Annotated in this window: 15 protein-coding genes; 6 read left to right on the forward strand and 9 right to left on the reverse strand. The window is 55.2% G+C overall.

The window, feature by feature from the left end; genetic code table 11:
• Positions 1-223: 223 nt before the first annotated feature.
• Together AACY09_RS10975 and speB are read right to left on the reverse strand one after the other, a co-directional pair.
• The gene (locus AACY09_RS10975) at positions 224-1,618 is read right to left on the reverse strand and encodes a sodium:solute symporter (protein ID WP_339487948.1); all 1,395 of its coding nucleotides are present in this window, start codon (positions 1,616-1,618) and stop codon (positions 224-226) included.
• Positions 1,619-1,796: 178 nt separating this feature from the next.
• The gene (gene speB / locus AACY09_RS10980) at positions 1,797-2,756 is read right to left on the reverse strand and encodes an agmatinase (protein ID WP_339487950.1); all 960 of its coding nucleotides are present in this window, start codon (positions 2,754-2,756) and stop codon (positions 1,797-1,799) included.
• A gap of 156 nt (positions 2,757-2,912) precedes the next feature.
• Between speB and AACY09_RS10985 the strand changes: the two genes are divergently transcribed.
• Positions 2,913-3,824, forward strand: coding sequence for a LysR family transcriptional regulator (locus tag AACY09_RS10985; RefSeq protein ID WP_339487953.1), 912 nt, complete (start codon positions 2,913-2,915; stop codon positions 3,822-3,824).
• 10 nt (positions 3,825-3,834) lie between these two features.
• Positions 3,835-4,434: a tRNA-uridine aminocarboxypropyltransferase gene (locus AACY09_RS10990; RefSeq protein WP_339487956.1), complete on the forward strand. Its 600-nt coding sequence runs from the start codon at positions 3,835-3,837 to the stop codon at positions 4,432-4,434.
• Positions 4,435-4,437: 3 nt separating this feature from the next.
• Here the strand turns inward: AACY09_RS10990 and AACY09_RS10995 are convergent, their stop codons facing one another.
• Genes AACY09_RS10995 through AACY09_RS11005 form a run of 3 tightly spaced genes read right to left on the reverse strand, consistent with a single transcriptional unit; the run spans position 4,438 to position 9,340 of the window.
• Positions 4,438-5,793, reverse strand: coding sequence for an HlyD family type I secretion periplasmic adaptor subunit (locus tag AACY09_RS10995; RefSeq protein WP_339487958.1), 1,356 nt, complete (start codon positions 5,791-5,793; stop codon positions 4,438-4,440).
• A gap of 9 nt (positions 5,794-5,802) precedes the next feature.
• The gene (locus AACY09_RS11000) at positions 5,803-7,953 is read right to left on the reverse strand and encodes a type I secretion system permease/ATPase (RefSeq protein WP_445323843.1); all 2,151 of its coding nucleotides are present in this window, start codon (positions 7,951-7,953) and stop codon (positions 5,803-5,805) included.
• A 31-nt stretch (positions 7,954-7,984) separates the two neighbouring features.
• On the reverse strand, positions 7,985-9,340 hold the full coding sequence (locus tag AACY09_RS11005; RefSeq protein ID WP_339487959.1) for a TolC family outer membrane protein: 1,356 nt from the start codon (positions 9,338-9,340) through the stop codon (positions 7,985-7,987).
• Positions 9,341-9,807: 467 nt separating this feature from the next.
• Between AACY09_RS11005 and AACY09_RS11010 the strand changes: the two genes are divergently transcribed.
• Together AACY09_RS11010 and AACY09_RS11015 are read left to right on the forward strand one after the other, a co-directional pair.
• Positions 9,808-17,121 (forward strand): retention module-containing protein, encoded by a 7,314-nt coding sequence (locus tag AACY09_RS11010; protein ID WP_339487961.1) that lies wholly within the window; start codon positions 9,808-9,810, stop codon positions 17,119-17,121.
• Between the two features lie 98 nt (positions 17,122-17,219).
• The gene (locus AACY09_RS11015; RefSeq protein WP_339487963.1) at positions 17,220-17,558 is read left to right on the forward strand and encodes a tryptophan synthase subunit beta; all 339 of its coding nucleotides are present in this window, start codon (positions 17,220-17,222) and stop codon (positions 17,556-17,558) included.
• 213 nt (positions 17,559-17,771) lie between these two features.
• Here AACY09_RS11015 and lapD read toward each other — a convergent pair whose 3' ends face one another.
• The 4 genes from lapD to AACY09_RS11035 all read right to left on the reverse strand — a co-directional run bounded on the left by lapD (position 17,772) and on the right by AACY09_RS11035 (position 21,676).
• Positions 17,772-19,730 (reverse strand): cyclic di-GMP receptor LapD, encoded by a 1,959-nt coding sequence (gene lapD, locus AACY09_RS11020; RefSeq protein ID WP_339487965.1) that lies wholly within the window; start codon positions 19,728-19,730, stop codon positions 17,772-17,774.
• 9 nt (positions 19,731-19,739) lie between these two features.
• Positions 19,740-20,429 (reverse strand): cysteine protease LapG, encoded by a 690-nt coding sequence (gene lapG, locus AACY09_RS11025; protein WP_339487966.1) that lies wholly within the window; start codon positions 20,427-20,429, stop codon positions 19,740-19,742.
• 242 nt (positions 20,430-20,671) lie between these two features.
• Complete coding sequence (locus tag AACY09_RS11030; protein ID WP_339487967.1) at positions 20,672-21,073, reverse strand: YbaN family protein; 402 nt, start codon at positions 21,071-21,073, stop codon at positions 20,672-20,674.
• Positions 21,074-21,088: 15 nt separating this feature from the next.
• The gene (locus AACY09_RS11035; protein ID WP_339487968.1) at positions 21,089-21,676 is read right to left on the reverse strand and encodes a YecA family protein; all 588 of its coding nucleotides are present in this window, start codon (positions 21,674-21,676) and stop codon (positions 21,089-21,091) included.
• A 254-nt stretch (positions 21,677-21,930) separates the two neighbouring features.
• Here AACY09_RS11035 and recQ point away from each other — a divergent pair, with 254 nt between their 5' ends.
• A complete protein-coding gene (gene recQ / locus AACY09_RS11040; protein WP_339487969.1) occupies positions 21,931-24,066 on the forward strand; it encodes a DNA helicase RecQ in 2,136 nt (711 codons plus the stop codon).
• Between the two features lie 141 nt (positions 24,067-24,207).
• The gene (locus tag AACY09_RS11045) at positions 24,208-24,642 is read left to right on the forward strand and encodes a MarR family transcriptional regulator (RefSeq protein WP_339487972.1); all 435 of its coding nucleotides are present in this window, start codon (positions 24,208-24,210) and stop codon (positions 24,640-24,642) included.
• The last annotated feature ends 334 nt before the right edge of the window (positions 24,643-24,976 follow it).

Here is a 24,976-nt window from a genome sequence, read left to right on the forward strand (position 1 = left end):
GATCAGGTGTCTGTACAGCTGAATAAATACCCAGGTCGTGCTCTGGACCTTGTATCCAGAGCACGACTCTGTGCGCCTTGAATAATTCTGGGATTTGTAAATATGCACTTTCAGCTGCCGCTCGGGACATTGCTGTATCGCGTGGTGCTTTTATCGACCCCAAAAAAACGCCGGCTAGGACCGGCGAATGAGGATGACTGAGGATGGGCGCCCGATAACGGGTTTAGTCATTAGCCGCCAAGTGCATTGCCGGGGCCTGTTTCGACGCAAGCAAACTAACCACAATGAAGCTGACTGCACCTACAGCAAGGCTGTAGTAGATCGGAGTATTGGCTTCCAGACCATCGATGTACATGAACACTGCGGCGGTGAGACTGCCCAGCGCCATACTCACGATTGCACCCGCTGTGGTTGCTCGCTTCCAGTAGACCGCACCCAGCAGTGGAATCAGCATGCCGCCAACGAGCAGGTTGTAGGCCAGCGTGAGGGCACTGATGACATCGCTGACGACCAAGGCAATTGCCAGCACAACGCAACCCAGAAGCAAGGTAAAGATACGGTTGATGTGGGCGCTTTCGCTGCTGTTCTTGCGCTTACTGAACAGTGGCCACAGGTCTTGTGCGGCAGTGGTAGAGGCTGCCAACAGTCCGGCGCTGGCGGTTGACATCAGGGCGGCCAGAGCGGCGGCAATCACTAATCCGCGTATGCCATCTGGCAGGCTGGCTTGGACAATACTGGCGAAAGCATCATTGGCGTTGGCCAAGTCCGGCAATACCACTTTCGCGGCCATGCCGATAACCGCGGCGGCCAAGCCATAAAGGATGCAGTAGATACCTGCAGCGGTGCCGGAGATCTTTGCGACTTTCTCGCTGCGTGCAGTGAAGACCCGCTGCCAGATATCCTGGCCGATAAAGATGCCGAAGAAGTAGATCAGGAAGTAGGTGATGATAGTGTCCCAGCCAATTGCAGTGAGCGAGAAGTAACTGGCTGGCAGCTTCTCAACCAGTGCATTCCAGCCGCCAGCATCGCTGATCGACATTGGCATCAGAATAAACACCAGGCCAATGGTCATGATCAAAAACTGGACGATATCCGTGAGGCTCAACGACCACATGCCACCAATGGTTGAGTAGGCGACCACAATCCCGCCACCAATCAACACGGTCACCCAGAAAGGCAGGCCAAACAGTACTTCCATTACCGTGCCAATGGCGATGGTTGAAATCGCGCCAATCATCACTGCATAGATCAGCATAATGGCCGCACTTGCATGCCGTGCTGTTGGGCTATAGCGACGTTCAAGAACTTGGGTGACGGTGTAGATTTTGAGTTTTAACAGCGGCTTGGCAAGCAACAGACTGATGCCGATGATGCCCGCGCCTAGCGCTGCGCAGAGCCAGAAACCGGAGAGGCCATAAACATAACCCAAGCGTACTGTGCCGATGGTTGATGCGCCGCCGAGCACGGTTGCAGCCATGGTTCCGAGGTAGAACATGGGGCCCAGGTTGCGTCCTGCCACTAAATAATCTTCTCGGCTTTTACTGCGGCGCATGCCGTAGAAACCCAAGCCGAGCATCGCGGCAACGTAAATCAGGATTACAAACAGATCGAGAGTCATGTGTTGTGTCTCTTTTAATTGTTTTTATGTTTCGCACGGGTTTCAGTGCAAATCTTCAGCTCAGGTTTAAGTGCCTGTTGCGACATTGGCCTGTTAAGGGGTCTAGCTAAACCAAACCCAGTGGCCGGTCAGATGGGTGCGCGCAGCCTATCGGCTGGCTGCGCGACCCCACTCGGTTTTAACGACGTTCCACGCCGGGCAATACGCAAAGCATTTCATAAAGCAGGTTGGCGCCCAGTAGCGAGGTATTGCCCGTGGTGTCATAGGGTGGGGAAACCTCAACCAGGTCACCGCCAATCAGGTCGAGGCCTTGGCAGCCGCGGATGATTTCAATCGCTTGAATGGTGGTTAAACCACCGATTTCCGGGGTGCCCGTGCCGGGGGCCCACGCTGGATCTATTCCGTCGATATCAAACGACAGGTAAACCGGTCCGCCACCGACTTTCTCACGTACTTCAGCCATCAGTGGTTCGAGGGACTTGTGCCAGCATTCTTCAGCCTGCACCACACGGAAGCCTTGTTTGCGGCTCCAGTTGAAGTCTTCTGCGGTGTAGCCCTGAGCGCGCAAACCAATCTGTACCACACGGTCACAGTCAAGCAGGCCTTCTTCAACGGCGCGGCGGAAAGTGGTGCCGTGAGCGATTTTCTCACCGAACATGTGATCATTGACGTCAGCGTGGGCGTCGATATGGACCAAACCCACTTTGCCGAACTTTTTCTTGATTGCTCGCAGAATCGGCAAGGTGATGGTGTGGTCGCCACCGAGCGTCAGCGGCAGAATACCGTCTTCGAGAATCTGCTCGTAAGCTTCCTCAATGATGCGCACGGCTTCGGTCATGTTGAAGGTGTTGATCGGCACATCGCCGATATCAGCAATGTTAAGTGAATCAAACGGGGCAGCGCCGGTGGCCATGTTGTACGGGCGGATCATCACCGACTGGGCGCGGATTTCACGAGGGCCAAAGCGGGTGCCAGAACGCAATGAGGTGCCAATATCCAGCGGTATGCCGACAAAGCCAACGTCGAGTTTTTTGCGCTCTTCAGGGGTTTGGATGTGCGGCAGGCGCATCATGGTGGCAATGCCGCCGAAACGCGGCATTTCGTTACCGCCCAGGGGCTGGTGCAATATCTTGTCCATGGGAAGGCCTCACAGTTGTTATGGTTGTAATGATGTAGCGCCGATTCTTGGTCATCCGAGCGGTGTGACAAATCGCTGAGATCAAAAAATCAGTTCAGGAATTTCTAAACTAATGGCATGGGGTTAGAATCCACAAAGTGCTGAATCGGAGTTGTTATGAGCCAGGCTTTACCCGATCTTAAGTTACTTAGGATTTTCGCCAGCGTAGTGCGCCACCAAGGCTTTGCAGCGGCTCAGCAAGAGCTCAATCTGTCGACCTCGGCCATCAGTACCTATATGAGTCAGCTCGAGGGCGCCTTGGGTTTAAGCTTGTGTCATCGGGGGCGGGGCGGCTTTAGCCTGACCAGCAAAGGTGAACTTTTCCATCAGGAAACCTTGAGACTGCTCGGTGAACTTGAAGGCTTCGAGCGCTATTCCGCCGCGCTGAAAGGCGAGCTTCGCGGCACCCTGAATCTCGGAGTGCTTGATTCAACGGTCAGCGACACTGCTTTACCATTAGCTGAAGTGATTGGCGCATACAGCCATGAGCACCCGGCCGTGCATCTGCACTTGTCCGTGATGAGTCCGTATGAATTGCAACTTGCCGTTTTGGATAACCGTTTGGATATTGCCATCGGTGCCTTTTCCACTCGGATGAATGGTCTGTTTTATCACCCGCTGTACCGCGAGCAGCATTGGCTCTATTGCAGCGAGCGTCATTCGTTATTCTCGCAGCGGCGCATTCCCGGTGAAGTGATTACCCAGCAACGCATGGTTGGTCGCGGCTACTGGAGTCAGGCGGAACTGGCGCGCCATGGTTTCAAGCACAGCGCTGCAACGGTTGAGTCGATGGAGGCGCAGTTGATCCTGGTTTTGTCTGGGGCCTACATTGGTTATTTGCCTGAGCATTATGCGCAGCATTGGGTCGAGCTAAAGCAACTGCGTGTGTTGCTGCCAGCCACCTTTGGTTATCAAGCGCCGTTTTCCTTGATCCTTCGCCGGGGCCGCTCGCGTGAGCCCTTGATTCAGACCTTTCGCGATCTACTCAAGACCCAATTGAACGCCGTTGATAAGCACGCCACGGGCTGAGGAAAAATTTATGGTTCGCCCCCGCTGTGACCGTTGCGCGCGACCGCTTGAACACTGCTTGTGCGCGCTGATTCCAAGCCTGCACAGTGAGACGCAGGTGCTGATTCTGCAGCATCCCAGCGAAGTCAAACATGCATTGAATACCGCGAGGTTGCTGGCGCTCGGGCTGCAAAGTGCCGAGTTGTGGGTCGGTGAGCACTTTGAACAACTGGCTGAGTATCTGGCGCAACCTGATTACCGCAGTTATTTGTTGTTTCCGGGTGAGGCGGCGTTGTCGTTAGCCGATGCGCGTGAGGTGGCTGATGGCAAGCCTGTTCGCCTGGTTGTGCCAGATGGCACTTGGCGTAAAGCGCGTAAGCTGTTGTACCTCAATCCTGTGTTGGAAGGCTTGCCGCGAGTAACTCTGCCTGCGGGTCAGGCGTCGCGCTATCGCCTGCGAAAAGCCCCGGCGCCGGGTGCGTTATCGACGATAGAAGCGGTGACCGCTGCTTTGCAATTGCTTGAGCCAGAGCAATCATTTGCGGCATTGTTGCGGCCCTTCGATGCATTGATAGAAGCCCAGATCAGCGCCATGGGCGAGCATACCTTTGCGCGAAATCATCAGAAGTAGGGATCAGCGCTCACGCAGTGCTTCGGTTCGCGCTTTCAATACGGGCTTGAGCAGGTAATCGAGCACGCTTTTATGGCCTGTGATGATATCAACGGTGGCGATCATGCCGGGGATGATCATCAGCGGGTGTTTGTCGCTGCCTAAATGGCTCTTATCGGTGCGTAATTGGATCAGATAGAAGCTGTTGCCTTCATCATCGGTGATGGTGTCGGCGCTGATCAGCTCCAGATTCGCCTTCAAACCACCATAGATTGTGTAGTCATAAGCGCTGAATTTGATCATGGCTTTTTGTCCGGGGTGGAGAAACGCAACATCCTGCGGACGAACCTTGGCCTCAATCAGCAAATTGTCCTCCAGCGGCACAATCTCAAGCATGTCGCTGCCAGGCTGAACCACGCCGCCAATGGTGTTGACCTTGAGTTGCTTGATGATCCCATTGACCGGTGAAATTACAGTGGTCCTGCTGACTCGGTCTGCAATGGCTGAACCGCTGGCGTTAATTTTCTTCAGGTCGGTGCGCGCATCATTTAGTTCTTTGAAGGCGTCGGATCGGAAGCTCAGCTCCGATTCTTCAACCTTGCTTTTTATTTCATTGATCGCCGACTCCGCCCGTGGAATTGCCAAGGTCGTGGCGTCGAGCGAGCCGCGCACTTCTATTGCGCTTCTGCGCAAACGCAGAATTTCCACGGGGGAAATAGCGCCGGCTTTGACCAGGGGTTGCGACATATTGAGTTCTTGCTGAATCAAGCCAAGACTGGAGCGGTACTGCTGAGCCTTGGCGCGAAACTCTGCAAGTTCTTGAGTTTTTTGCCGCAGTTGTTCGCCAAGTGTGCGCTGCTCGCTTTGCAACCGTTGCTGGCGTGAGGTGTAGAGTCCGGCCTCATCATCGGCCAGTTGTGGCGCCCCGCGGGTTATTTCTTCGGGCATGGCCAGGGGCCGACCTTCAGCCTCGGCACTTAGCCGTTCAACCCGGGCTGTCAGGGCCAGGCGGTCAGCTTCACTCTCACCCTTGTTTGAGAGAAACCGGGTGTCATCGAGGCGCAGCAATACATCGTTTTTGTTCACCACTTGACCTTCGCGGACGAAAATCTCGCTGACAATGCCGCCTTCAAGATTCTGTATCACTTGGATTTTGCTCGATGGAATGGCTTTGCCCTGGCCGGTGGTTACCTCATCCAGCACGGCAAAGTTAGCCCAAACCAGCGCCGAGGCAATGCAGGCGGTGACGGCCCAGATGGTGATGCGCGCAAACCAGGGTGTGTCTTCAAGTACAGCGCCGTCAATCTCCGGCATAAACTCGGTGTCTTGCTTACGGCCTTTGCTCGCGGAGAAATAGTTGCTGAGAATCTGCTGGCTCATGACGGCTCCTTAAACCGAGGCGGGGCCGACACGGCCTTTGCGCAGCGCTTCGATGACTGACTCTTTCGGGCCGTCGGCGACAATGCGCCCGTTATCCAGAACGATCAGCCGATCAACCAGGCTGAGCATTGAGGCACGGTGGGTGATCAGCAGCATGGTCTTGCCTTGAGACCAGGTTTGCAGACGGTTGCGCAGTGTTTCCTCACTGGCGTTATCCATTGCGCTGGTGGGTTCATCAAGCAACATAATCGGCGGGTCGAGGAGCATGGCACGGGCCATCAATACCGCTTGGCGTTGGCCTCCTGAAAGTAACTGGCCGCGTTCGCCTACCGGGCGATCAAACCCTTGCGGATGCTGCTTGGCCAGCTCGCTGACGCCGGTTAACTCGGCAACTTCGAGCATGCGTGCATCGCTGACATAGCGCGCGCCCAGGGTCAGGTTGTCGCGCAGGCTGCCCGATAGCAGCGGCAAGTCATGCGAGACAAATCCTATCTGGTGGCGTAGATCGGCCACATCGAGCTGGCGCAGATCCAGGTTGTCGAGCAGGACCTGACCTTCTGCGGGCATGTAAAACGCCATGATTAGTTTCGCCAAGGTGCTTTTGCCCGAGCCACTGCGGCCGATAATGCCCACCCGTTCACCTGCGGCCAGATGCACGCTGACATCGCTCAACGCGGGGCTGGACTGATTGGGGTAGCTGAAACTCACTTGGCGCAGTTGCAGTTCACCGGACAGATGGGTGCGCTCCAAAGGTCGCTGCTTGGCTTGACGCTCTTGTGGCATCGCCATGAGCGCGTCTGTGCTGCTCATGGTCAGCCGCGCTTGCTGGTAACGGGTAATCAAACCGGCAATTTGTCCAAGAGGGGCCAGCACCCGGCTGCCCAGCATGTAACAGGCAACCAAGGCGCCGACGCTGAGATTGCCGGCGATGATGCTGTAAACCCCGGCGACAATGGTCGCCATTCCGGCAAACTGTTGTAAGAACAGGGTGCCGTTAGTGGCCAGTGACGCCAGGAAACGGGCGTGGGTGTCGAGGCGGGTGAGAGCGCCGTGGGTTTTTTCCCACTCGTGCTGGCGTTCACTTTCAGCGCCGCAGGCTTTGAGGGTTTCCAGCCCGCCAAGGGTTTCGATCAACAAGGCCTGACGCCGTGAAGCCAGGGCCAGGCTCTTTTCCACCGTGTCGCGCAATTGCACCTGAATGATCAAGGCGAACAGGGCCGTGATCGGGAAGGCCAGAATCGGAATCACCACCAGCCAGCCGCCAAGCAAACCAATTACGGTGATCATCAGCAACGCGAAGGGCAGGTCGATCAGGCTGGTTAAGGTCACTGCGGTTAAGAACTCGCGCAGGCCTTGGAAGTCATGAATGCTTTGCGCGAAGCCGCCAATGCTGGTGGGCCGTGAGGTCATCGACATGCCGGTGATGCGCTGGAACAACGTCGCAGAAAGCACCACGTCAGTCTTTTTCCCGGCGGTGTCCAGCAGGTGCGCGCGCAGAACGCGAAGCAATAACTCAAAACTGGTGCCGATAAATAAACCAATGGCCAAGACCCACAAGGTCGCTGTGGCTTGATTGGGAACCACGCGATCATAGGTCTGCATCACAAACAAGGGCACCAACAACCCCAACAGGTTGATGAGCAAGCTGGCCAGTACCGCGTCGGCATACAACCAGCGCGACAGTTTCAGGGTGTCGCGAAACCATGCTTCAATCCGCGGCACAAGAGGCTGTCGCGCCTCTTCCAATTCATGTCGAGGGCGCGCAAATAGTGCCTGCCCAGAGTAGGCGTCTTCCAATTCAGCACGGCTGACCGACTGCTCTCCACCGTCGGCTTCGCAGGGCAATATCAACGCTTTATCGGGATCAAGCCACTTATGGAGTACGGCGCTACGGCCGTCTTTCAACAGCAGCAGTACCGGCAAATTAAGCGCTGATATGGCGCTTAATTCACGGCGCAACAAGCGTCCTTGCAATCCGGCCCTTGCCGCCGCACGGGTCAGCAATTCAGGCGTCAGGCATTGTTTGGGCATCGGCAAACCCGCGCTCAAACTACCGCGGCTGACGGTGCAGCCGTGGAGTTTGCACAGAATCAACAGACCATCCAGTAGTGGATCGTCGTGAGTCAGGCGCGGGTCGCTGTGGCTGGTAGGCAGCTCCATGGTGGTCAAATTCACTGCTCCTCGCGCTGAACTACTTCATTTCTGGCAGACGGGCTTCACTTTTAACGTCACTCAAAGCAATTGCCTCGCTCGGAACGATCACTTTTTGTTGCTGCAGCAAGTCGCCCATGCTGGCTATCACGCGGTACATTGAAAATTCTTCGGTGTAACGCACATCGGCATAGCGGCGGTTGGCTGTGAACAATTCGTTTTCACTGTCGAGCAAGTCGAGCAGGGTGCGTTGTCCCAGGCTGAACTGTTGCTGGTAGGCCTCACGTACGCTTGCTGTGTAGTTTGCATAATCACGCGCTTTAGGAGTTTGCAGCCGAGCGTTCTGCAAGGCATTCCAAGCCAGAGAGAGGTTTTCGTTGAGCATCCGCAATGCGTTGTTGCGGATATCCATCGATTGATTGACTTGATAGGCTGAGGATTGCATCCGCGCTTTGTCGCGCATCCCGTTATACAAGTTGTAGTTCATTACCACCGCCGCACGCCAGGTGTTGTAGTGGCCTTCATCACCCTGAATATTGTTGTCTGCCGTGGTTGCCAGTTCACCATCGAAGCGTGGATAGAACGGCGATTTCGCAACCTCGTATTGTTTCTCGGCGGCGTTGACATCAGCCTGTGCTGATTTCAAGTAGGGGTTGGATTCCAGCATGGTTTGCCGGGCGACCAGAATGTCTTGGGGCATGTTGCCCCTGACGGTGGCAGGGGTTTCCAGCTCATCAGCGGGGCGGCCGACGGCGCTGAAAAAATTGGCTTCAGCATCCGCCAGGTTGACTTGCTCGGTATACAGATTGTTTTCCGCCAATGCCAGACGCGCGCTGGACTGATCGAAGTCTGCCGTGCTGCCAACCCCTTGCTGGCTGCGCAGGTCAATCTGGTCGTTAATGCGTGTATGCGCCTGCAGATTATTCTTAGCCAGGCTGACCATTTCACGCCGTTTGAGTACGTCGAGATACACCTCGACAGTTCGTAAAGCCAGACTCTCCGCAGTCCCACGCACGTAATAGGCGCGGGAATTTACCACCGCCTCAGTGCGCGCCACCTCATTGGGTGTATTAAATCCATCGAAAAGCATCTGGCGCAGGCGCAATTCTGAGGTGGCGTAGTTCAGCGTTTCGTCATTGTGGTTGCCAAGAAAGCGCGTGCTCGGACTGTCGGTATTTTCCCGGCCATAGCCTGCCAGTAAGTCCACGCTGGGTTGGTAGCCGCCTTTGGCAATTTTCACATCCTCGTCGGCCGAGAGTCGGCTGTTCATCCCCGCGTGTAATTCAGGGTGATTATCGAGCGTGCTTTGTATGGCCTCAGACAGTGACATTGCCTGAGCCTGAGCGCATGAAACCGCTATGAGGATGCCGCTGTAGAGTAAGTTAAGTGTGCGCATGAGAAGAACTCCTTGTTCCGTGCCCTAGTCTTGTCGCCAATTAGTTGACGTTTTTTAGTGTTAAACCGTTTCAGGTTTGTAACAACAAAGCTAAGAACATCTTTGGCGCAGCCTCATAAAGTTTTTTCACAAGGGTTATTTCTAAAAAATCTTAGGCACTCTTGGGAAAACAGCACATTGTTACTTACAGATGGGCCAGCAAATGATGGGTGTGGCGCATTTATGCAGTTTTTTTGCAGCAAAGGTGCAAGGGCGAATACCAAGAAATAAGTATTAGGGCGGGGCAGATTCAGATGGACGCGGTGGGTAACTTTTTAAGCGACATTTTTTTGGCATGATGTGTTTTTGAAGTGCTTATCGCGCCATTTGAATCGGTTTTAGTGCAGCGCTCGATACCTGAAAATTGTGTGTTCGTCTTCTAAGATATTTGCCGGTAAAAGCCGGCCGTCGTAGATGAGGACGAGACCATGGCGACCCTGATTGGTGTAGTTACCCAAGTCGTTGGCGAAGTATTGGCCGTAGCCAGCAACGGTTCACGGCGGCCCCTGGTAGAGGGCGATCGCCTGTTCGCAGGGGAGCAAATCGTTACCGGCGCTGCTGGAGCCCTTGCGGTGAAGCTGAGCAATGGTGAAATGCTCACGTTGGGCCGTGACAGCAGTCTTAATCTTTCCGAGCAAATGCTCGCTCATTCCGCAGATGGTTCAGGCGTACCGGTACAGGACCTGCCTGTTGCCGCGCCGAGTGCCAATGATTTAACCGATGTCGAAAAACTGCAGGCTGCCATTGAGGCGGGCGCCGACCCGACCCAAGAGGCTGAGGCTACAGCTGCCGGTCCAGGTGGTGCGGGCGGTTCCGGCGGCCCTGGCGGTGTTGGTGGCGGCCATAGTTTTGTGCTGCTGGATGCGGTCGGCGGCGCGATTAATCCTGAACTCGGCTTTCCCACTGCGGGCCTGAACCGCGGCCCTGAGTTTGTTAATCCTGACATTGAGGTGGACCCTAGGGCTGAAGCGGTTGTGGCCCCGGAGCCTCCTGTCGTCCAACCACCGGTGGAGCCTCCAGTGGTTGTTCCTCCGGTGATAGAACCGCCGGCGCCTCCTGTGCCTGAAGACTTCACGCCCGTGGTTACAGTGGGATATCAGGACTTTGTCGGCAGCGTGATTGCTGGGCCGGCTATAGTCGAGGAAGCAGCATTAGCTCAGGGCACAAACCCTGCGAGTGGCGCTGAACAGGCCAGCGGCACCTTCGTGATTGAGTCTCGCGATGGCGTCTCGGCGCTTGAGGTCATGGATGTAAGTGGCAACTGGGTCAATGTCACTCAAGGCGGCACCGTGCAAGGCCAATATGGTGTGCTAACCGTGGATGCCAATGGCAATTGGCACTTTGAGCTGAGCGCCAATACCCTGGATCACACCAACCCGAATGCGACCGGGGCTGGCGATCAAGTGGGTGAAAGTTTCAGTGTGCGGGTCACTGATCTTGATGGCGACGTTTCCCCGATCGCAACCTTGAATGTACTGGTCAATGACGATGGCCCGATCGCTGCGGTGGGTGAGGCGGCGCAGATTCATTTGTTCGTCGATGAAGATGAGACCGCTCAAGGCAACACCGATAACGACAGCACCACCAATGTCACCTCGGGGGCACCTGGCACCCTCAATAGCCTGGTCAATTTTGGGGCGGATGGCGTTGGTGCATTTGGTCTTTCTCACAGCAGCGCTGCGATAAGTGCGCTCGAAAGCCAGGGGCTGACGTCTGGCGGCACAGCTTTGAGCTACAGCGTGGCAGGCAATATTCTGACCGCCGTGGCCAATGGTCAAACCATCTTCACCTTTACCGTTGGCGCAGACGGCAGTTACAACTTCACCCTCAGCGGGCCCGTTGATCACCCGGTTCAAGACGGTAATGACGATGAACTGCTGAGCCTGCCTCTCGACCTTTCAGCGGTGTTGACGGCTACCGACGGCGACGGTGATTCGCTGGCAAGCGGTTTCCCGGCGGGCAGTTTCACTGTCAACATTGAAGACGACGTGCCGGTTTTTGCTGGCCCGCCAACCGGCCAAGACAACGGGCGTGTTTCATTCGCTGCCGCTCAGCCGTTTGGCGTACATGGCGATGTTCAGGAAGATGCGCTGAACACTTCGCAAGGCGCACCCTATCAAGGCAACCCTGAAGGTGGTCAAGTTGTCAGCGCCCATGGCGATGCGGGCGTGCTCAGCAGCTTGGTGAATTTTGGTGCAGATGGCCCCGGTGATTTCTTCCTCAATGCCGATGTCAGTCAGCTTAATGCCCAGGGTCTCACCAGCGAGGGCACGGCTTTAACTTACGCCGTAGTCGGTAATACCCTGACTGCCAGTGCCAATGGTCACACTATTTTCACCTTAAGCATCACCGCGACCGGTGGTTATGATTTTGTACTCAAAGGCCCAATCGATCATCCGCTAATCGATGGTGATGACAGCGAAGATCGATCGGTATTGAGTGTCGATTTTTCAGCATCGCTTGCCGTTACCGACGGCGATGGTGATCCCATTGCCGGTGGCTTTCCGCCGAACACCTTTACCATCAATATCGAAGACGATGTCCCCATTCTTGTCGGCGGTGAAAATGGCCCGGTTGTCAGTGGTGCGGTGCAAGAAGATGCACTGCTAACCGCCAGTGGCGCGCCTTATCAGGGTAATCCTGAAAGCGCTCAGTCGGTCAGCGCCCATGGTGCCGATGGTGTGCTTAACGCGCTTGTCAGCTTTGGTGCTGACGGTCCGGGTGATTTCTCCCTGAACGGTAAAACAGCATCGCTTCAAGCACAAAACCTGACCAGTGAAGGCACTGCGCTGACCTATGCATTTGTTGGCAATACCCTGACTGCGAGTGCCAATGGTCACACCATTTTTACCCTGAGCGTCACGGCAACGGGCGGCTATGATTTTGTGCTCAAAGGTCCCATCGATCACCCGCTCGCCAACGGCGATGATGCCGAAACCTTGCCGGGATTAGGTATCGATTTTTCCGGCATCCTCAGTGCTACCGACGGCGATGGCGATCCTGTTGCCGGTGGCTTTGCGCCAAACACCTTTACCATCAATATTGAAGATGATGTGCCTGTTGCACAGAACGCCACGGCGCCGTTGATTTTAGATGATGAAGGCTTGGCTGGCGGCATCAATGGTGGCGTTGGTGACACAGCAAATGCCGCCACCAGTGTCAGCGGCACACTTGATTATGCGGCAGGTGCTGATGGTTTGAAGTCAGTCGTGCTTAGCGGCCCGGACAAACTGGGGGCTGAAGATGTCAGCTCGGTTTGGCATGCTGCAAGCAACACTCTGATCATTTCTTCTGCCCGGGGGGATCTGGTGTCGGTAGTGCTTGACCCTGCAACCGGTGACTACAGCCTGACCCTGCTAAAGCCGGTGTTGCATGTTGAAGGTGGTGCGGAAAACGATGCGCTGTTGAACATCAACTTCACCGTGACCGATGGTGACTCGGACGCCGTGACCAAAACCCTGCACGTCACTATTGACGATGACAGCCCAAGCATTGAGCAGGGCGCTATTGCCGACAGCTCGTTTGTCACCTTCAACGGCAGTGATGCGGGTTACAGCAATAGCTATGGCTACTACATTAAAAATCCCGATGGTACTCCGGCGAGCGGCAAGGTTATCTGGGCAAATGTGCATAATGTCAGCGTCGGTGAAATGGCGAGTTTGAATGGTCTGAATCCCGAGGATGTGGGGTTTTTTATCATTCCAAATGGCGGCGCAAATACCAGTCTGAGCGACGGTGCAGAACTGAGCTTTGCCCTGGTTGATGGTAAATGGCAAGCGCAACTCAATGGCACTGGTTTGACGGGTGCCGATGGCGCCAATGTGCTGTTCAGTGATGCCACTCTTAATCCGGGAGGTGCCCATTTGCAGGACACCGCGGACCCTGGCAACCAGAACTGGGAAGATCAAACCCTCAGTTCAGACTTTGACTACAACGACGTCAGCACTTCGGTTACCTGGGGTGGCCAATTGCAGGTTGATGAAACCCATCTGGATATCGATGCCAGTCGCGACTTCAGTGGCGTATTCAATGTTCAAGCGGGGGCTGATGGCCTGCGCAGCCTGACGTATTCCTTGGGTATTGCTGATCCGGTGTTTGGTAACGTCGATTCTGGTCTGGTCGACTCGCTGAGCAATTCGGCGGTGTTGCTCTCGGTTAACCCTGCCGGTGCTGTCGAGGGGCGTACCAGTGCGGGTGATCTGGTCTTTACTGTCAGCGTCAATGCCGCAGGTGTCGTCACCCTCGATCAAGTGCGGGCCATTGTTCACCCCACCAGTGATCCGGACGAAGTCAAAGTGCTGGGCGGTGACCTTATCCATCTGACTGCAACCGCAACCGATAATGACGGTGACTCGGTCGGCAGCACCCTTGATCTGGGCAAACTGATCAGCTTCAGGGATGACGCGCCGACAGCGGTTGACGATGTTGCGCAGACCCTCACTGAAGGCAACCCAAACAATGTCGCTTCGGGTTTCGTCCTGACTAATGACTTGGCCGGTAACGACGGCGGTAAGGCGTTCGTCGGCTGGAATGGCACGCTTAACGCTGCGGCCGTAACCGAACTGAGCAAGTACGGCACGCTGGTGCTTGACGGTGCCACTGGCCAGTACAGCTTCACCCTCGATAACAGCGATCCTGACACTATCGCGCTGGCCCAAGGACAAACCGTCAGTCAGAACCTCGAATACACCATGCGCGATTTCGATGGTGATATCTCGACTGCGACCCTGACCATCAACATTGTTGGCAGCGACACCGGCGTGACGGTTGAAGGCTTGGCAATTGAGGGCGGCGAACTGACCTTCAATGAGGAAAACCTGATCAATGGCAGCTCACCGAATGCCGGCCTGCTCAGCGATGAAGGCAGCTTCACCATTACCGCTGGCGATGGTATTGCCAGCATTCAGATTGGCAGCAGTAGCTTTACCTTCGCGCAACTGCAGGCCGCAGCACCGGGGGCGCCATTGACTGTCGACAGTCCCGCCGGTGTGCTGCATATCACGGGCTACACCGGGACCATTGCAGGTGGCACTGTAAGTTACGCCTATACCTTGGAAGACCCGTCGATGCACCCGAATGCCGATGGTGAAAACTCGATCATTGAGCAGTTTGCAGTCAAGGTCACCGACCTGGATGGCGACACTGGCAGCGCAACCCTCGATGTGACGGTGATCGACGACGTGCCGACAGCGGTTGATGACAAGCCGGCTTGCATCATTCAGTCCGCCCAACCCGCGGTGAATCTGACCTTGGTGCTGGATGTCTCCGGCAGCATGCAAGGTGCCAAACTGGCGGCGTTGAAAGCGGCTGTAAGCAATCTGGCCCAGTCTTACGCCGAGTTGGGCACTGCGGTCCATATCAACTTGATTGCTTTTGCAGCCTCGGCCTCGGAAATTGGCGACTACAGCTTTTCATCGACCACCGATCAGGGCTATCTGGACTTGATCGCCAAGGTGCAAACCTTGAGTGCCAACGGCAATACCAACTACGAAGCGGCGCTTAATGTCGCGAAAACTGAAATTGGCCATGATTTGGCGTCACTTGGCGCGGACCCTTCGACGCAGAACAAGCTGTACTTTATTTCCGATGGTGAGCCGACTACAGGTAAAACGGGTCAGGCGCTGACCAATTGGATCAATGACAACTGGAGCACTAACTTCATCGGCAATATTGACGGTGATGGCAACCCGGCAACGAACAGCTTTCAAGCCTATTCGGTTGGGATTAGTTTCACCGGCTCCTATTTAAGCCAAATTTCGAGCAGCCACGGAGTGACCAACACCGCACCGGAAAATCTATCTGCCACCTTGGCCGATCTTGCGGGCGTAGGCGGCGATGTTTCGGGCAATGTGCTGCTCAATGATCAGCCTGGAGCCGATGGCATTGACCATATCCAGTCGATCACTGTCGGTTCGCAAACCTTTAGCTTGAATGAGGCTGGCAATGCCATTGTCACCAGCGGCTCGGGCTCCGTCAGCGCCAGTTATGACGCCGCGACCGATAAGCTGGTACTGACCACTGCCACCGGCAAGCTAACAATCTATCTCGATAACTCGCCCGGCCACGCGGCGGGTGATTTCAGTTTCGCCGCCAATGCCGATCTGGTGTTTGGCGAAACGGGGCAGATTACCCAAACCTTCACCTATACAGTGGTCGATGGGGATGGCGATCCAAGCAGCGCCAATTTGGATATCTGTATTCGCAGCGATCAATCGGTGCTGGTGGTCGGCAATAACGCCAGTGACTTTGGCAGCGGTGCTGACAGCTCGACTACACCGCACTTTATTGCCAGCCCATTCGACAGTGATGGCAAGGGCCAGATTACTGGTGTCGGTGGCAAGGACACCTTGATCGGTGATGTTGGCGGAGGTTCAGAGCCCGATATTGATCCGGCGAAAAACTACAACATCGCGCTTATTCTCGACCGCTCGGGCAGCATGGCCGACGACCCGGATGGGTTGGGTGGATATAGCAGTCGTCTGAGCCTGCTCAAGGATGCCGTGCGTTCATTTTTGGATAAGCTCGAATCACATCCGGGCAACATCAACGTCGCGCTGGTGATTTTTTCATCGACCTCATCATTATTGCTAAGCGGCTCACTGGATGATGTGCAAGCGGCATTGCACGGCAATCAAGATGCCCTGAGCAAAGTCACTGCCGATGGTGGCACTAATTATGAGGCCGCCTTCAAGACCGCCAATGCGTGGTTTGCCGGGGTTGAAGGTAATCATTATGAAAATATGGCGTATTTTCTGACTGATGGTGACCCCACCACCTATAACAACGACAACAGCGATACCAGCGATGTGGTCAATATCAGGGACGTCAATCGTGCGCTGGATGACGCCACTGTATTGATGGACCGCGCCGAGTTGCATGCCATCGGCATCGGTTCTGGCGTTAATAGTGATGTGTTGCGTTACTTTGATAATACCGACCATCTAACTGGCAATGTCAGCACCCAGGTCCAAGGCGGTACGGTGAATGCAGTGGCTGGCCAGCCAGAGATTGTACTCAGCGCGGACCAGCTCTTTGTATCGCTTGATCCGGGGCATTCAACTCCGGGCTCGGTGTCACCACTGGGTAATGACCATCTAGTGGGTGGTGCGGGTGATGATCTGATCTTTGGTGATGCATTGAACACAAGCTGGATAAGCGGTTACGAAACCACCGCGCCGGGTTTCCAAGTGCTGGTTGACCATTTGACCAGTGTCAATGGCGGCACGGCTCCTAGTCAGGCGCAACTTGTCAGCTTTATCGAAGCTAATGCCGAAGCCCTTGGGCAATCAGTGCTGAACTCGGGGGGCAATGACAAACTTGAAGGCGGCAGTGGGAATGATTGGTTGTTCGGCCAGGGCGGCGATGACTTGCTGATTGGTGGTATTGGCAATGACCAGCTATTTGGCGGGGCCGGAGCGGATAAATTTGTCTGGACCGCAGACGATCGTGGCAGCGGTTCCCACGATGTGGTGCATGACTTCGCCCCGGGTGATGCCTTGGATCTGTCGTCGTTGCTGGTGGGGGTGGTTGATCACAGCAGTGCCAGTGAGCTGAGCGCCTATTTGAATTTTGCTCCAAGCGGTGGCGGGGCAGACACGCAAATCAATATCTCCAGCTCAGGCCATATAGCCGACCCAGGCAGCATAGATCAGACCGTGACCCTGGCGAACGTCACGCTGTCGGGAGGCGATACAGCAGGCATTATTCAAAACATGCTGGATAATCACACATTGGTTTCTTGAGGCCAGTCGTACAGCTTCTAAAACAACGTCTAACCTTAACCAGGCCCGTCAGTTGAAAAACTGGCGGGCTTTTTTCGATTCTGCGTGAGGCGGCGTTCATGGTTTATGTTCAGCTGGATGAGAAACAACGAATTTTGCGGGTTGAGCAAGAACCATTTGCGACCATGACAAAAACCCTGGCCCAAGATAACCCTGATGTTCAGGCATGGCTGGCCAGCCACGCCTTGAATAATCGCTTGATTGATTTGCAGCGCTCCGACCTGGAAATGGTTCGGGTACTGGAAGACCTGGTTACGGTGCTGGTGGATCGTGGCGTTATCCGCTACACCGATTTACCTGAAGCAGCCCGGCGTAAGCTGCATGTTCGTGCCGAAGCGCGGGCCACCCTGGATGGTTTGAGTGGCTTGTTGGGTGATGCCGAGGAGCGTATTCCGTAGATAGTTATGCCGGTAGTTATGACCAACACGGGGGTTAATGGTGAGTCGGTATCGCGGCGTTTTACGGCGCAAAATGGCGGCTGACAAGGGTGGTCAACGCGAAGCTTGGCCACCATGGATCGAGCGGTGCAAGAGCTAGGGTTGAGTCAGTTTGATAGGGTTTTGTGTTTATTAATGGTGGATGGGAGAAGCGATATCCACCCTACAGAAGCGTTAGCCGCGCTCCTCTTGCCAAGGGCTTGGTGGGCCGATCAGGCGACCCATTGCACCTTCAATGCCCAATTCCTTGAGCACATCAAGTTCACCCTCGGTTTCTACCATCTCAGCAATCAGCGGCAGGTCGATGCTGTTGGTCGCACGGAATATGGCCTCGATAAACAGGCGTTTGTCGCCCTCCTGATCGATTGCGCGGATGTAACTGCCATCCACTTTAAGGTACGCCAGCCCAAGGTGGGTCAGGTTGCCAATCAAGCTAAAGCGTCCACCAAAGTGCTGCAGGCCTAGCTGGTAGCCAGAACTACGAATCTGCTGGCCCAGCGCCATTAACTCAGCAGCGGGCGGCAAGTGACGTTCATCAAGCTCCAGCGTCATTAATGCGGCTTGTTCGGGATGCTGTTTAAGCACCTCCAGGAGTTTTGCCCAGCTTTCCGGTTCACGCAGGGTCGCTGCCGATAGACTCAAGGCAAGTGGAGTAGGGTGTTGTTGCAGATGCGTGAGGCTGTGTTCAAGCATGACCAAGTCGAACCTTGCTGCCCAGCCGAGTCGATCAATCCAGGGAATAAATCGCCCGGCGGGGATTGCTTCACCCTGTGCATCCAGCAAACGTGCAAGCACCTTGTGGTGCATGAGGCGACTAATGTCATCGCAGTGCGTGACCGGCTGGAAGTACAGCTGGATTTTGTTGCCGGTTAACGCCTCATCAATCCAGGTACGCCATTGGTGAATGCCTTGGCCAGTGGCTTGATTAAAGTCATCAAGGCGCTCCCAAGGTTGTTCGGGTGTTTTACTCTGTGCTTGAGCCAGTGCCTGATCGGCGCGGCCGATCACCGTTGCCGGGCTTTCTCCAGGACGGTAAGCGGCAATGCCCATGTGTGCCACCGGATCACAGTCACTGGCGCCCGTTTGGCGCAGGTTCAACAGTTGCTCGCTGAGCTGTTGCGCCAACTTGTCGGCGTCTTCACCGCTCAGCCCGGGAGCGAGCAAGGTAAACTCCCCGCCACGGCTGCGTGAGGCCAGCCAGGCGCTACTTTCATGCTGTTGCATAACCTGAGTGAGTTGCTGGCCAATAGCCTGAATCAGGCTGTCGGTTTTTTGCCCACCAAGACGCTGGTTGAGGCCGCCAAGATCATTGACCCGCAGAAACATCAAATAGCCGTCGGTGTTTTGCTCGCTAAGGTCGAGTTGATGCGTCAGTTTGAGGTCAAATAAGCGTCGGTTTGCAAGGCCGGTAAGGCTGTCTTGATAGGCTTCTTCACGCAGCTTTTCACTGCGCGCCGCTTCTTCCGCAAACAAATTTTTGAGCTTCTCGACCATCAGGTTCATGGCCAGCACTACACGTTTTAATTCGGGGGTGCGCGGTACTTTAGGCAGCGTCAGGAACTCACGCCGGGTAATCGCCTGAGCTTGTTGCACCATGTTGTCCAGCGGGCGAAGCTGGGTGCGCAGCAGCCATCCACCCAGTACCGCACTGACGAGGCCACACCCTAACAGCCAAGTGAGGCTGCCCACAGCGCTGTCCCAGAGCTTTGTCAGGGCAAACTGCGGGTGGCTGAGGACCTCAACACGCGCTGCTTGCTCCCAGCCACGCATGATTAAAGCGTCGCCACCTTCAGGCGTCAGGTCCACCAGGTTGACGAACCAAGTCGGCACGTTTTCCGGCGCAGTGGTTGTGCGGCGCTCAACAATGACGCTGTTGTCAGCAATATTTACCACCCGGATCGTGGCGTAGTAACCGCTGTCAAATATCGAGCTAACCATGAGTTCGATCATCGCCGGATCATCAACATGGGGTGTCAAGGATAGGCCCAGTGCCGTTGCCGCATCCTGCGCATGGGAGCGTAACTGGCTCAGCAATTGTTCGCGTGAGCTCTCCATGCCGGTGATAAAGCTGCCCGTGAACGCCACCACCAGAAATAGACAGATGGCAATGAATAGCTGTTTAAGTAACGACATTGTTCTCTCCTAGCCTTCGCCTATGGCGAAACCTTCCGCGCGCATTTTTTTCAGTAATTCCTGCCAGCGCGATAATTTTTTGGTATCGCTTTTCATGCTGTTAGAGCCCGGCAAATACACCCCCTCGGCGTTGAATGCATACACCGGGAGTAAATCCTTGCGTTGCGAGGCCGGGCGAATTTCACCAATCAGATTGTCGAGTACCAGGGGTTCGCTGCTCGGGCTTGAGTAATAGGTCAGCACCATATGTGCTTGATTTTGCTGCAACGCCTTGACGTAGGTGATGCGCAGCTTTTCACTGGGAATGCCCAAGCGGCGCAGGGTGAAGTACTTGGCGATTGAGTAGTCTTCACAATCACCGGCGCCTTTGACCAATGATTCGACAGGGGTTGCCCAGTAGTCGGCTTGTCGCCAGTTGCGACGGTCGTCGGTAAAGCGCAACTGTTTATTGAAGAAGCGATTAACAGTTTCCAGTTGCTGGCTTTCAGGGGTGTTGAGATTGCTTTCAATCAGTTGTTGCCATTGTTGCAAGCGTTGCTCGGCGGGCCCAAGCGCGCCATAACGCGATTGAGCATTTTGGATAATCAGGGCGAAATCCCAGTTGGCGACAGCCGTAGCAATTCCCAGAGCAAATACCAACCCACCCAGCCATAGCAGACCGAGGTACTGGGAAGCACGGTTGAACACGCGTGGCTGCATCTGTATCCGCTCGACGGAGGGTGAGACAAAGTCTAGGTGCAGTAATGGCTTTGTGCCTCAGGGTGCGGGTAAATTTATGGTGGATGAACAAAGCGTCATCCATCCGGGCGTAGATGAAGGCCTTTGTAGGGTGTGGCAACGCGAAGCTTGTCCACCATGTGTCAGGCAATACGGGGGTTAGGGTTGGGTCAGTTTGAAGGGTTTTGCGGTGAGAAATGGTGGATGAACAGAGCGTCATCCATCTAAGGCGGGGTTGGCAGGGTTTTCTGACGCAAGATGTAGACCGTCACGCAGACCGAGCTGATCAGCATAAACAGTCTGGCCCAGAACATGGGCACCAGATAGCAGGACAAACCAATACTCAGCCACATCAGGGTTATTGAGTAGATTTTTGCCTTGCGCGGAATCCCTTCACCTTCAAGGTAGTCACGTATCCACGGCCCTAACTTGGGGTGAAAGACCAGCCACTTGTAAAAGCGTTCGGAGCTGCGCATAAAGCAGGCGGCAGCGAGCAGCAGAAACGGGGTGGTCGGCAATACTGGCAAAAAGATACCGATGACCCCGAGCGCTACGCTTAGCCAGCCAATGGCCAGCAGGGCGTAGCGAACAGCGGGATTACGACTTTGCCTGACCTTACCCGTCATGCGGACGGAGGGGGATCAGTGTTGACGCGGCTTGAGCAGCGCTGGCTTTTCTTCTGGGGCATTGCACAGAAGAAACAGCGCAGTCAGCAACTCGGGAATCTGCTCGACCATGCTGTCTACCAAATCGCGATCATCGGCGATTTCGTCAAACTCAGGTTGCTCATCAAACAAGCCTGAACCGACCATGATCGGCAGTAACAATTCGCTGACTTCATCTTCGGAGTCTTCGAACCAGACCGACTCACGCAGGAATACACCTTCCATAAAGCCAATGCACCAGCCGCGCAGGTCAGAGTCATCTGGATCTTCACCCAGATCAAGCTCGCATGGCATCTCAGGATCATCATCACTCGCCAGTTGACGGGCGATGTGCGCCTTGAGCAGCACCAGTGTGGCTTCGATTTCTTCGCGTTCGGCGTCACTGCGATAGTGTGGAGCTTCTGAGAAGAGGGCGTCGATCCACTCACGCTCAGGCACCTGCTCGGTACAAATCGACAGGGCAGTGAGGTAGCCGTGGGCGGCGACATAGTCCAAGGCTTCTTCATGCAACTCATCAGCATCGAGGAAGTCTTGTAGACGGGACAGTTGCTCGGCAAAGGACATCGTGGGGCTACCTTGAAGAAGTAAACGAGGCTGGATTCTAGTCTAGACAGCGCGCAGCGGCCATAGCTCAAGTTTAACCCATGCATAAACGGTTGCAGGCCGATTGTGGGCAAATTACTGAAATCGCTCGGCTGCAAGGCTAAATGCCGGCCGAAAAGCGTATTTGCATGGATTAATCGACGACTAATGCCAGATGCAAAATATTCTGCAGCGAGCACATGCGTATAATGCCGTCCTCGATTTGGAGACCTTTCATGCAAGACCCGGCACAACGCATCCTCAAAGACATCTTCGGCTATGACAGTTTTCGTGGCCGTCAGGGCGCGATTATCGAGCGTGTGGCCAGCGGTGGTGATGCCTTGGTGCTGATGCCTACTGGCGGCGGTAAATCGCTGTGCTTCCAGGTTCCGGCGCTGATGCGTGAAGGTTTGGCAGTGGTGGTCTCGCCACTTATTGCCTTGATGGATGATCAAGTCGCTACCCTTGATGAGCTCGGGGTGGCGGCAGTCGCATTGAATTCGACCTTGAGTAGCGACGAGCAGCGGGACATTGCGGATCGGATTCGCCGTGGCGAAGTCAAACTGCTTTATCTGGCGCCCGAGCGTTTGGTTCAGCCGCGCATGCTGGCTTTTCTTCAGCGTCTGGATATTGCCTTGTTCGCCATTGATGAGGCTCATTGCGTTTCGCAGTGGGGGCATGACTTCCGACCGGAGTACTTGCAGCTTGGCCAGTTGGCCGAGTTCTTCCCCCAGGTGCCGCGTATCGCATTGACCGCGACGGCAGACATGCGCACCCGCGAAGAAATCATCAACCGCTTGCACCTGCAGAATGCCGAGCGCTTTTTGTCGAGCTTTGATCGGCCCAATATTTTTTACCGGATCGTGCCCAAAGAACAGCCGCGTAAACAGCTGCTCGGTTTTCTCGCTGCGCGCAAAGGCGATGCGGGTATCGTTTATTGCTTGTCGCGCAAGAAGGTCGATGAAGTCGCGGCCTTTCTCAGCGCCCAGGGTTTTCCTGCATTGCCTTATCACGCGGGTTTGCCGAGCGAGTTGCGCGCCTACCATCAAAAGCGCTTCCTGAATGAGGAAGGCTTGATCATGGTCGCCACCATTGCTTTTGGCATGGGAATCGACAAACCCAACGTGCGCTTCGTCGCGCACTTGGATTTGCCGAAATCATTAGAGGCTTATTATCAGGAAACCGGTCGCGCAGGACGGGATGGTTTACCCGCCGATGCGTGGATGGCCTATGGCCTGCAAGATGTGTTGCTGCTCAAGCAAATGCTTAACAACTCCGATGGCGATGAACGTCACAAGCGGGTTGAACAGCATAAGCTCGACGCGATGCTGGCCCTGTGCGAAGAGACGCGCTGCAGGCGTCAGGTGTTGTTGGGCTACTTTGATGAAGTCCTCGAAAACCCGTGCGGGCATTGCGATAACTGCATCGATGGCGTGCAAACCTGGGACGCCACCGAACCGGCTCGTCAGGCATTGTCGGCTATTTATCGCAGTGGCCAGCGCTATGGCGTCGGCCACTTGGTCGATCTGCTGCTGGGGCGGGACAACGATAAAGTACGCAGTTTGGGGCATCAGCACCTGTCAATATTCGGTGTGGGCAAGGATCGTGCTGAAGGCGACTGGCGCTCGCTTTTCCGCCAGTTGGTTGCCCGCGGTTTGGCTGACGTTGACCTGGAAGGCTTTGGCGGTTTGCGCCTGTCTGACAGTTGTCGGCCACTGCTGCGGGGCGAGGCGCAGCTTCAATTGCGTCGTGACCTCAAGCCTCAGCAAAGCGCCAAGGCATCAAGCAGCGCCGCCAGTCAGTTGGTGCGTGGTGAAGAGCGTGAGATGTGGGAGGCGCTGCGCAGCCTGCGGCGTAAGCTGGCAGAAGAACATGCAGTACCGCCTTATGTCATTTTTCCAGATGCCACCTTGCTCGAGATGCTGCGCAGCCAGCCTGGCAGCCTGAGTGAGATGGCTCAGGTCAGTGGTGTTGGTGCGCGTAAGCTTGAGCGCTACGGCGAGGCTTTCCTAGACGTACTCGGCGGCAAGGCAGACGCCCCGCGGGTGGTCACCGACATGCGTCATGAGCTGGTGAGTCTGGCACGCGCGGGCATGACGCCAGAACAGATCGCCAGCCAGCTGCAATGTGGCACGAAAAGTGTGTATGGCATGCTGGCAGAGGCCATAAGCCGTCAGCAGTTATCACTGGATCAAGCCCTGGATATTCCAGAAGACTTGTTAGCCGAAGTGCAGGACGTGTTTCTCAATGGCGACGGCGAACTGCCAAGCGTTAATGACATCAGCCCCTTGTTTACCGGACGCATTGAAGAAGGAGTGTTGCATTGTGTACGTGCAGCGCTGCATGCCGAGTTTGAAGGCGGACTGGAATAGTTTTAAAGCGACATTTATTTATCCTGACGCACAGTCTGGTACATCTTGTAAGTCATTGGCAGATATCAACCTTGCTCTGCCGCTGAGGTTATGATTAGCTCACTAATAATTAGTTTTTCATATTATAAGAGTCGTCCCGTCATGTCGTTATCCGATCAACACCGTTTTGCTATGCAAATCGCGCAGATGTCCCGTTCCTGGCGCGCTGAACTAGACCGCCGTCTGGTCGGTCTAGGGCTCTCCCAGGCGCGTTGGCTTGTGCTGCTTCATTTGGCTCGCTTTGCCGAGTTGCCGACACAGCGTGAGTTAGCACAAAGCGTCGGTGTAGAAGGGCCCACATTGGCCCGCCTGCTCGACAGTTTGGAAGCGCAAGGCTTGGTGAGTCGTCAGGCAGTACCAGAAGACCGTCGGGCGAAGAAAATTGCCTTGAGCCCACAAGCGGAACCCCTGATCAAGAAAATCGAAGCTATTTCTACCGAGTTACGCCAGGAACTCTTTGCCGGCATCGACGAAGAAGAGTTAGACCGCTGCCAACAGGTCCACGCGAAAATCCTCAGCAACCTGGAACGGCGTTAAACCCCGTCTATTTCAAGTCCCGATGATGTTAGCGGCTCAATGTGCAACCTGAGTCGCTGCATCTAGGTGTACTTTCGTCTTGTGAAAACTGTGAGCTGGATCAACTTCGTCAGCAGGAGTGAGTTTTCGCGCCTAGGCTTGATTGGGTGATGGCTATTTGCCTCAAAAAGCAGCGCGCCCTTGTAGGCTGCATGTTTGAATAGTGGCTATACTGTTGTTGCAGCCGGGTCGCACACGGAACGTTACCCCCGATAAAGGATCTACAGCTACAGACAGTTTCATCGCGTGGCAGGACGCGCGCAATGCGTGAATGATGAATGCTGAGTTGTTAAGC

Source organism: Pseudomonas sp. EL_65y_Pfl2_R95, from assembly GCF_963971045.1.
Classification (GTDB): Bacteria; Pseudomonadota; Gammaproteobacteria; order Pseudomonadales; family Pseudomonadaceae; genus Aquipseudomonas.

What these genes read in the sequence shown, in the direction of transcription:
- AACY09_RS10995 (WP_339487958.1), bottom strand. Translation starts at nt 5,793, where the DNA reads ATGAGCCAGCAGATTCTCAGCAACTATTTCTCCGCGAGCAAAGGCCGT.
- AACY09_RS11035 (WP_339487968.1), bottom strand. Translation starts at nt 21,676, where the DNA reads ATGTCCTTTGCCGAGCAACTGTCCCGTCTACAAGACTTCCTCGATGCT.
- lapG (WP_339487966.1), bottom strand. Translation starts at nt 20,429, where the DNA reads ATGCAGCCACGCGTGTTCAACCGTGCTTCCCAGTACCTCGGTCTGCTA.
- AACY09_RS11000 (WP_445323843.1), bottom strand. Translation starts at nt 7,953, where the DNA reads ATGGAGCTGCCTACCAGCCACAGCGACCCGCGCCTGACTCACGACGAT.
- AACY09_RS11030 (WP_339487967.1), bottom strand. Translation starts at nt 21,073, where the DNA reads ATGACGGGTAAGGTCAGGCAAAGTCGTAATCCCGCTGTTCGCTACGCC.
- AACY09_RS11015 (WP_339487963.1), top strand. Translation starts at nt 17,220, where the DNA reads ATGGTTTATGTTCAGCTGGATGAGAAACAACGAATTTTGCGGGTTGAG.
- AACY09_RS11010 (WP_339487961.1), top strand. Translation starts at nt 9,808, where the DNA reads ATGGCGACCCTGATTGGTGTAGTTACCCAAGTCGTTGGCGAAGTATTG.
- recQ (WP_339487969.1), top strand. Translation starts at nt 21,931, where the DNA reads ATGCAAGACCCGGCACAACGCATCCTCAAAGACATCTTCGGCTATGAC.
- AACY09_RS11045 (WP_339487972.1), top strand. Translation starts at nt 24,208, where the DNA reads ATGTCGTTATCCGATCAACACCGTTTTGCTATGCAAATCGCGCAGATG.
- AACY09_RS10975 (WP_339487948.1), bottom strand. Translation starts at nt 1,618, where the DNA reads ATGACTCTCGATCTGTTTGTAATCCTGATTTACGTTGCCGCGATGCTC.
- AACY09_RS11005 (WP_339487959.1), bottom strand. Translation starts at nt 9,340, where the DNA reads ATGCGCACACTTAACTTACTCTACAGCGGCATCCTCATAGCGGTTTCA.
- speB (WP_339487950.1), bottom strand. Translation starts at nt 2,756, where the DNA reads ATGGACAAGATATTGCACCAGCCCCTGGGCGGTAACGAAATGCCGCGT.
- AACY09_RS10990 (WP_339487956.1), top strand. Translation starts at nt 3,835, where the DNA reads ATGGTTCGCCCCCGCTGTGACCGTTGCGCGCGACCGCTTGAACACTGC.
- AACY09_RS10985 (WP_339487953.1), top strand. Translation starts at nt 2,913, where the DNA reads ATGAGCCAGGCTTTACCCGATCTTAAGTTACTTAGGATTTTCGCCAGC.
- lapD (WP_339487965.1), bottom strand. Translation starts at nt 19,730, where the DNA reads ATGTCGTTACTTAAACAGCTATTCATTGCCATCTGTCTATTTCTGGTG.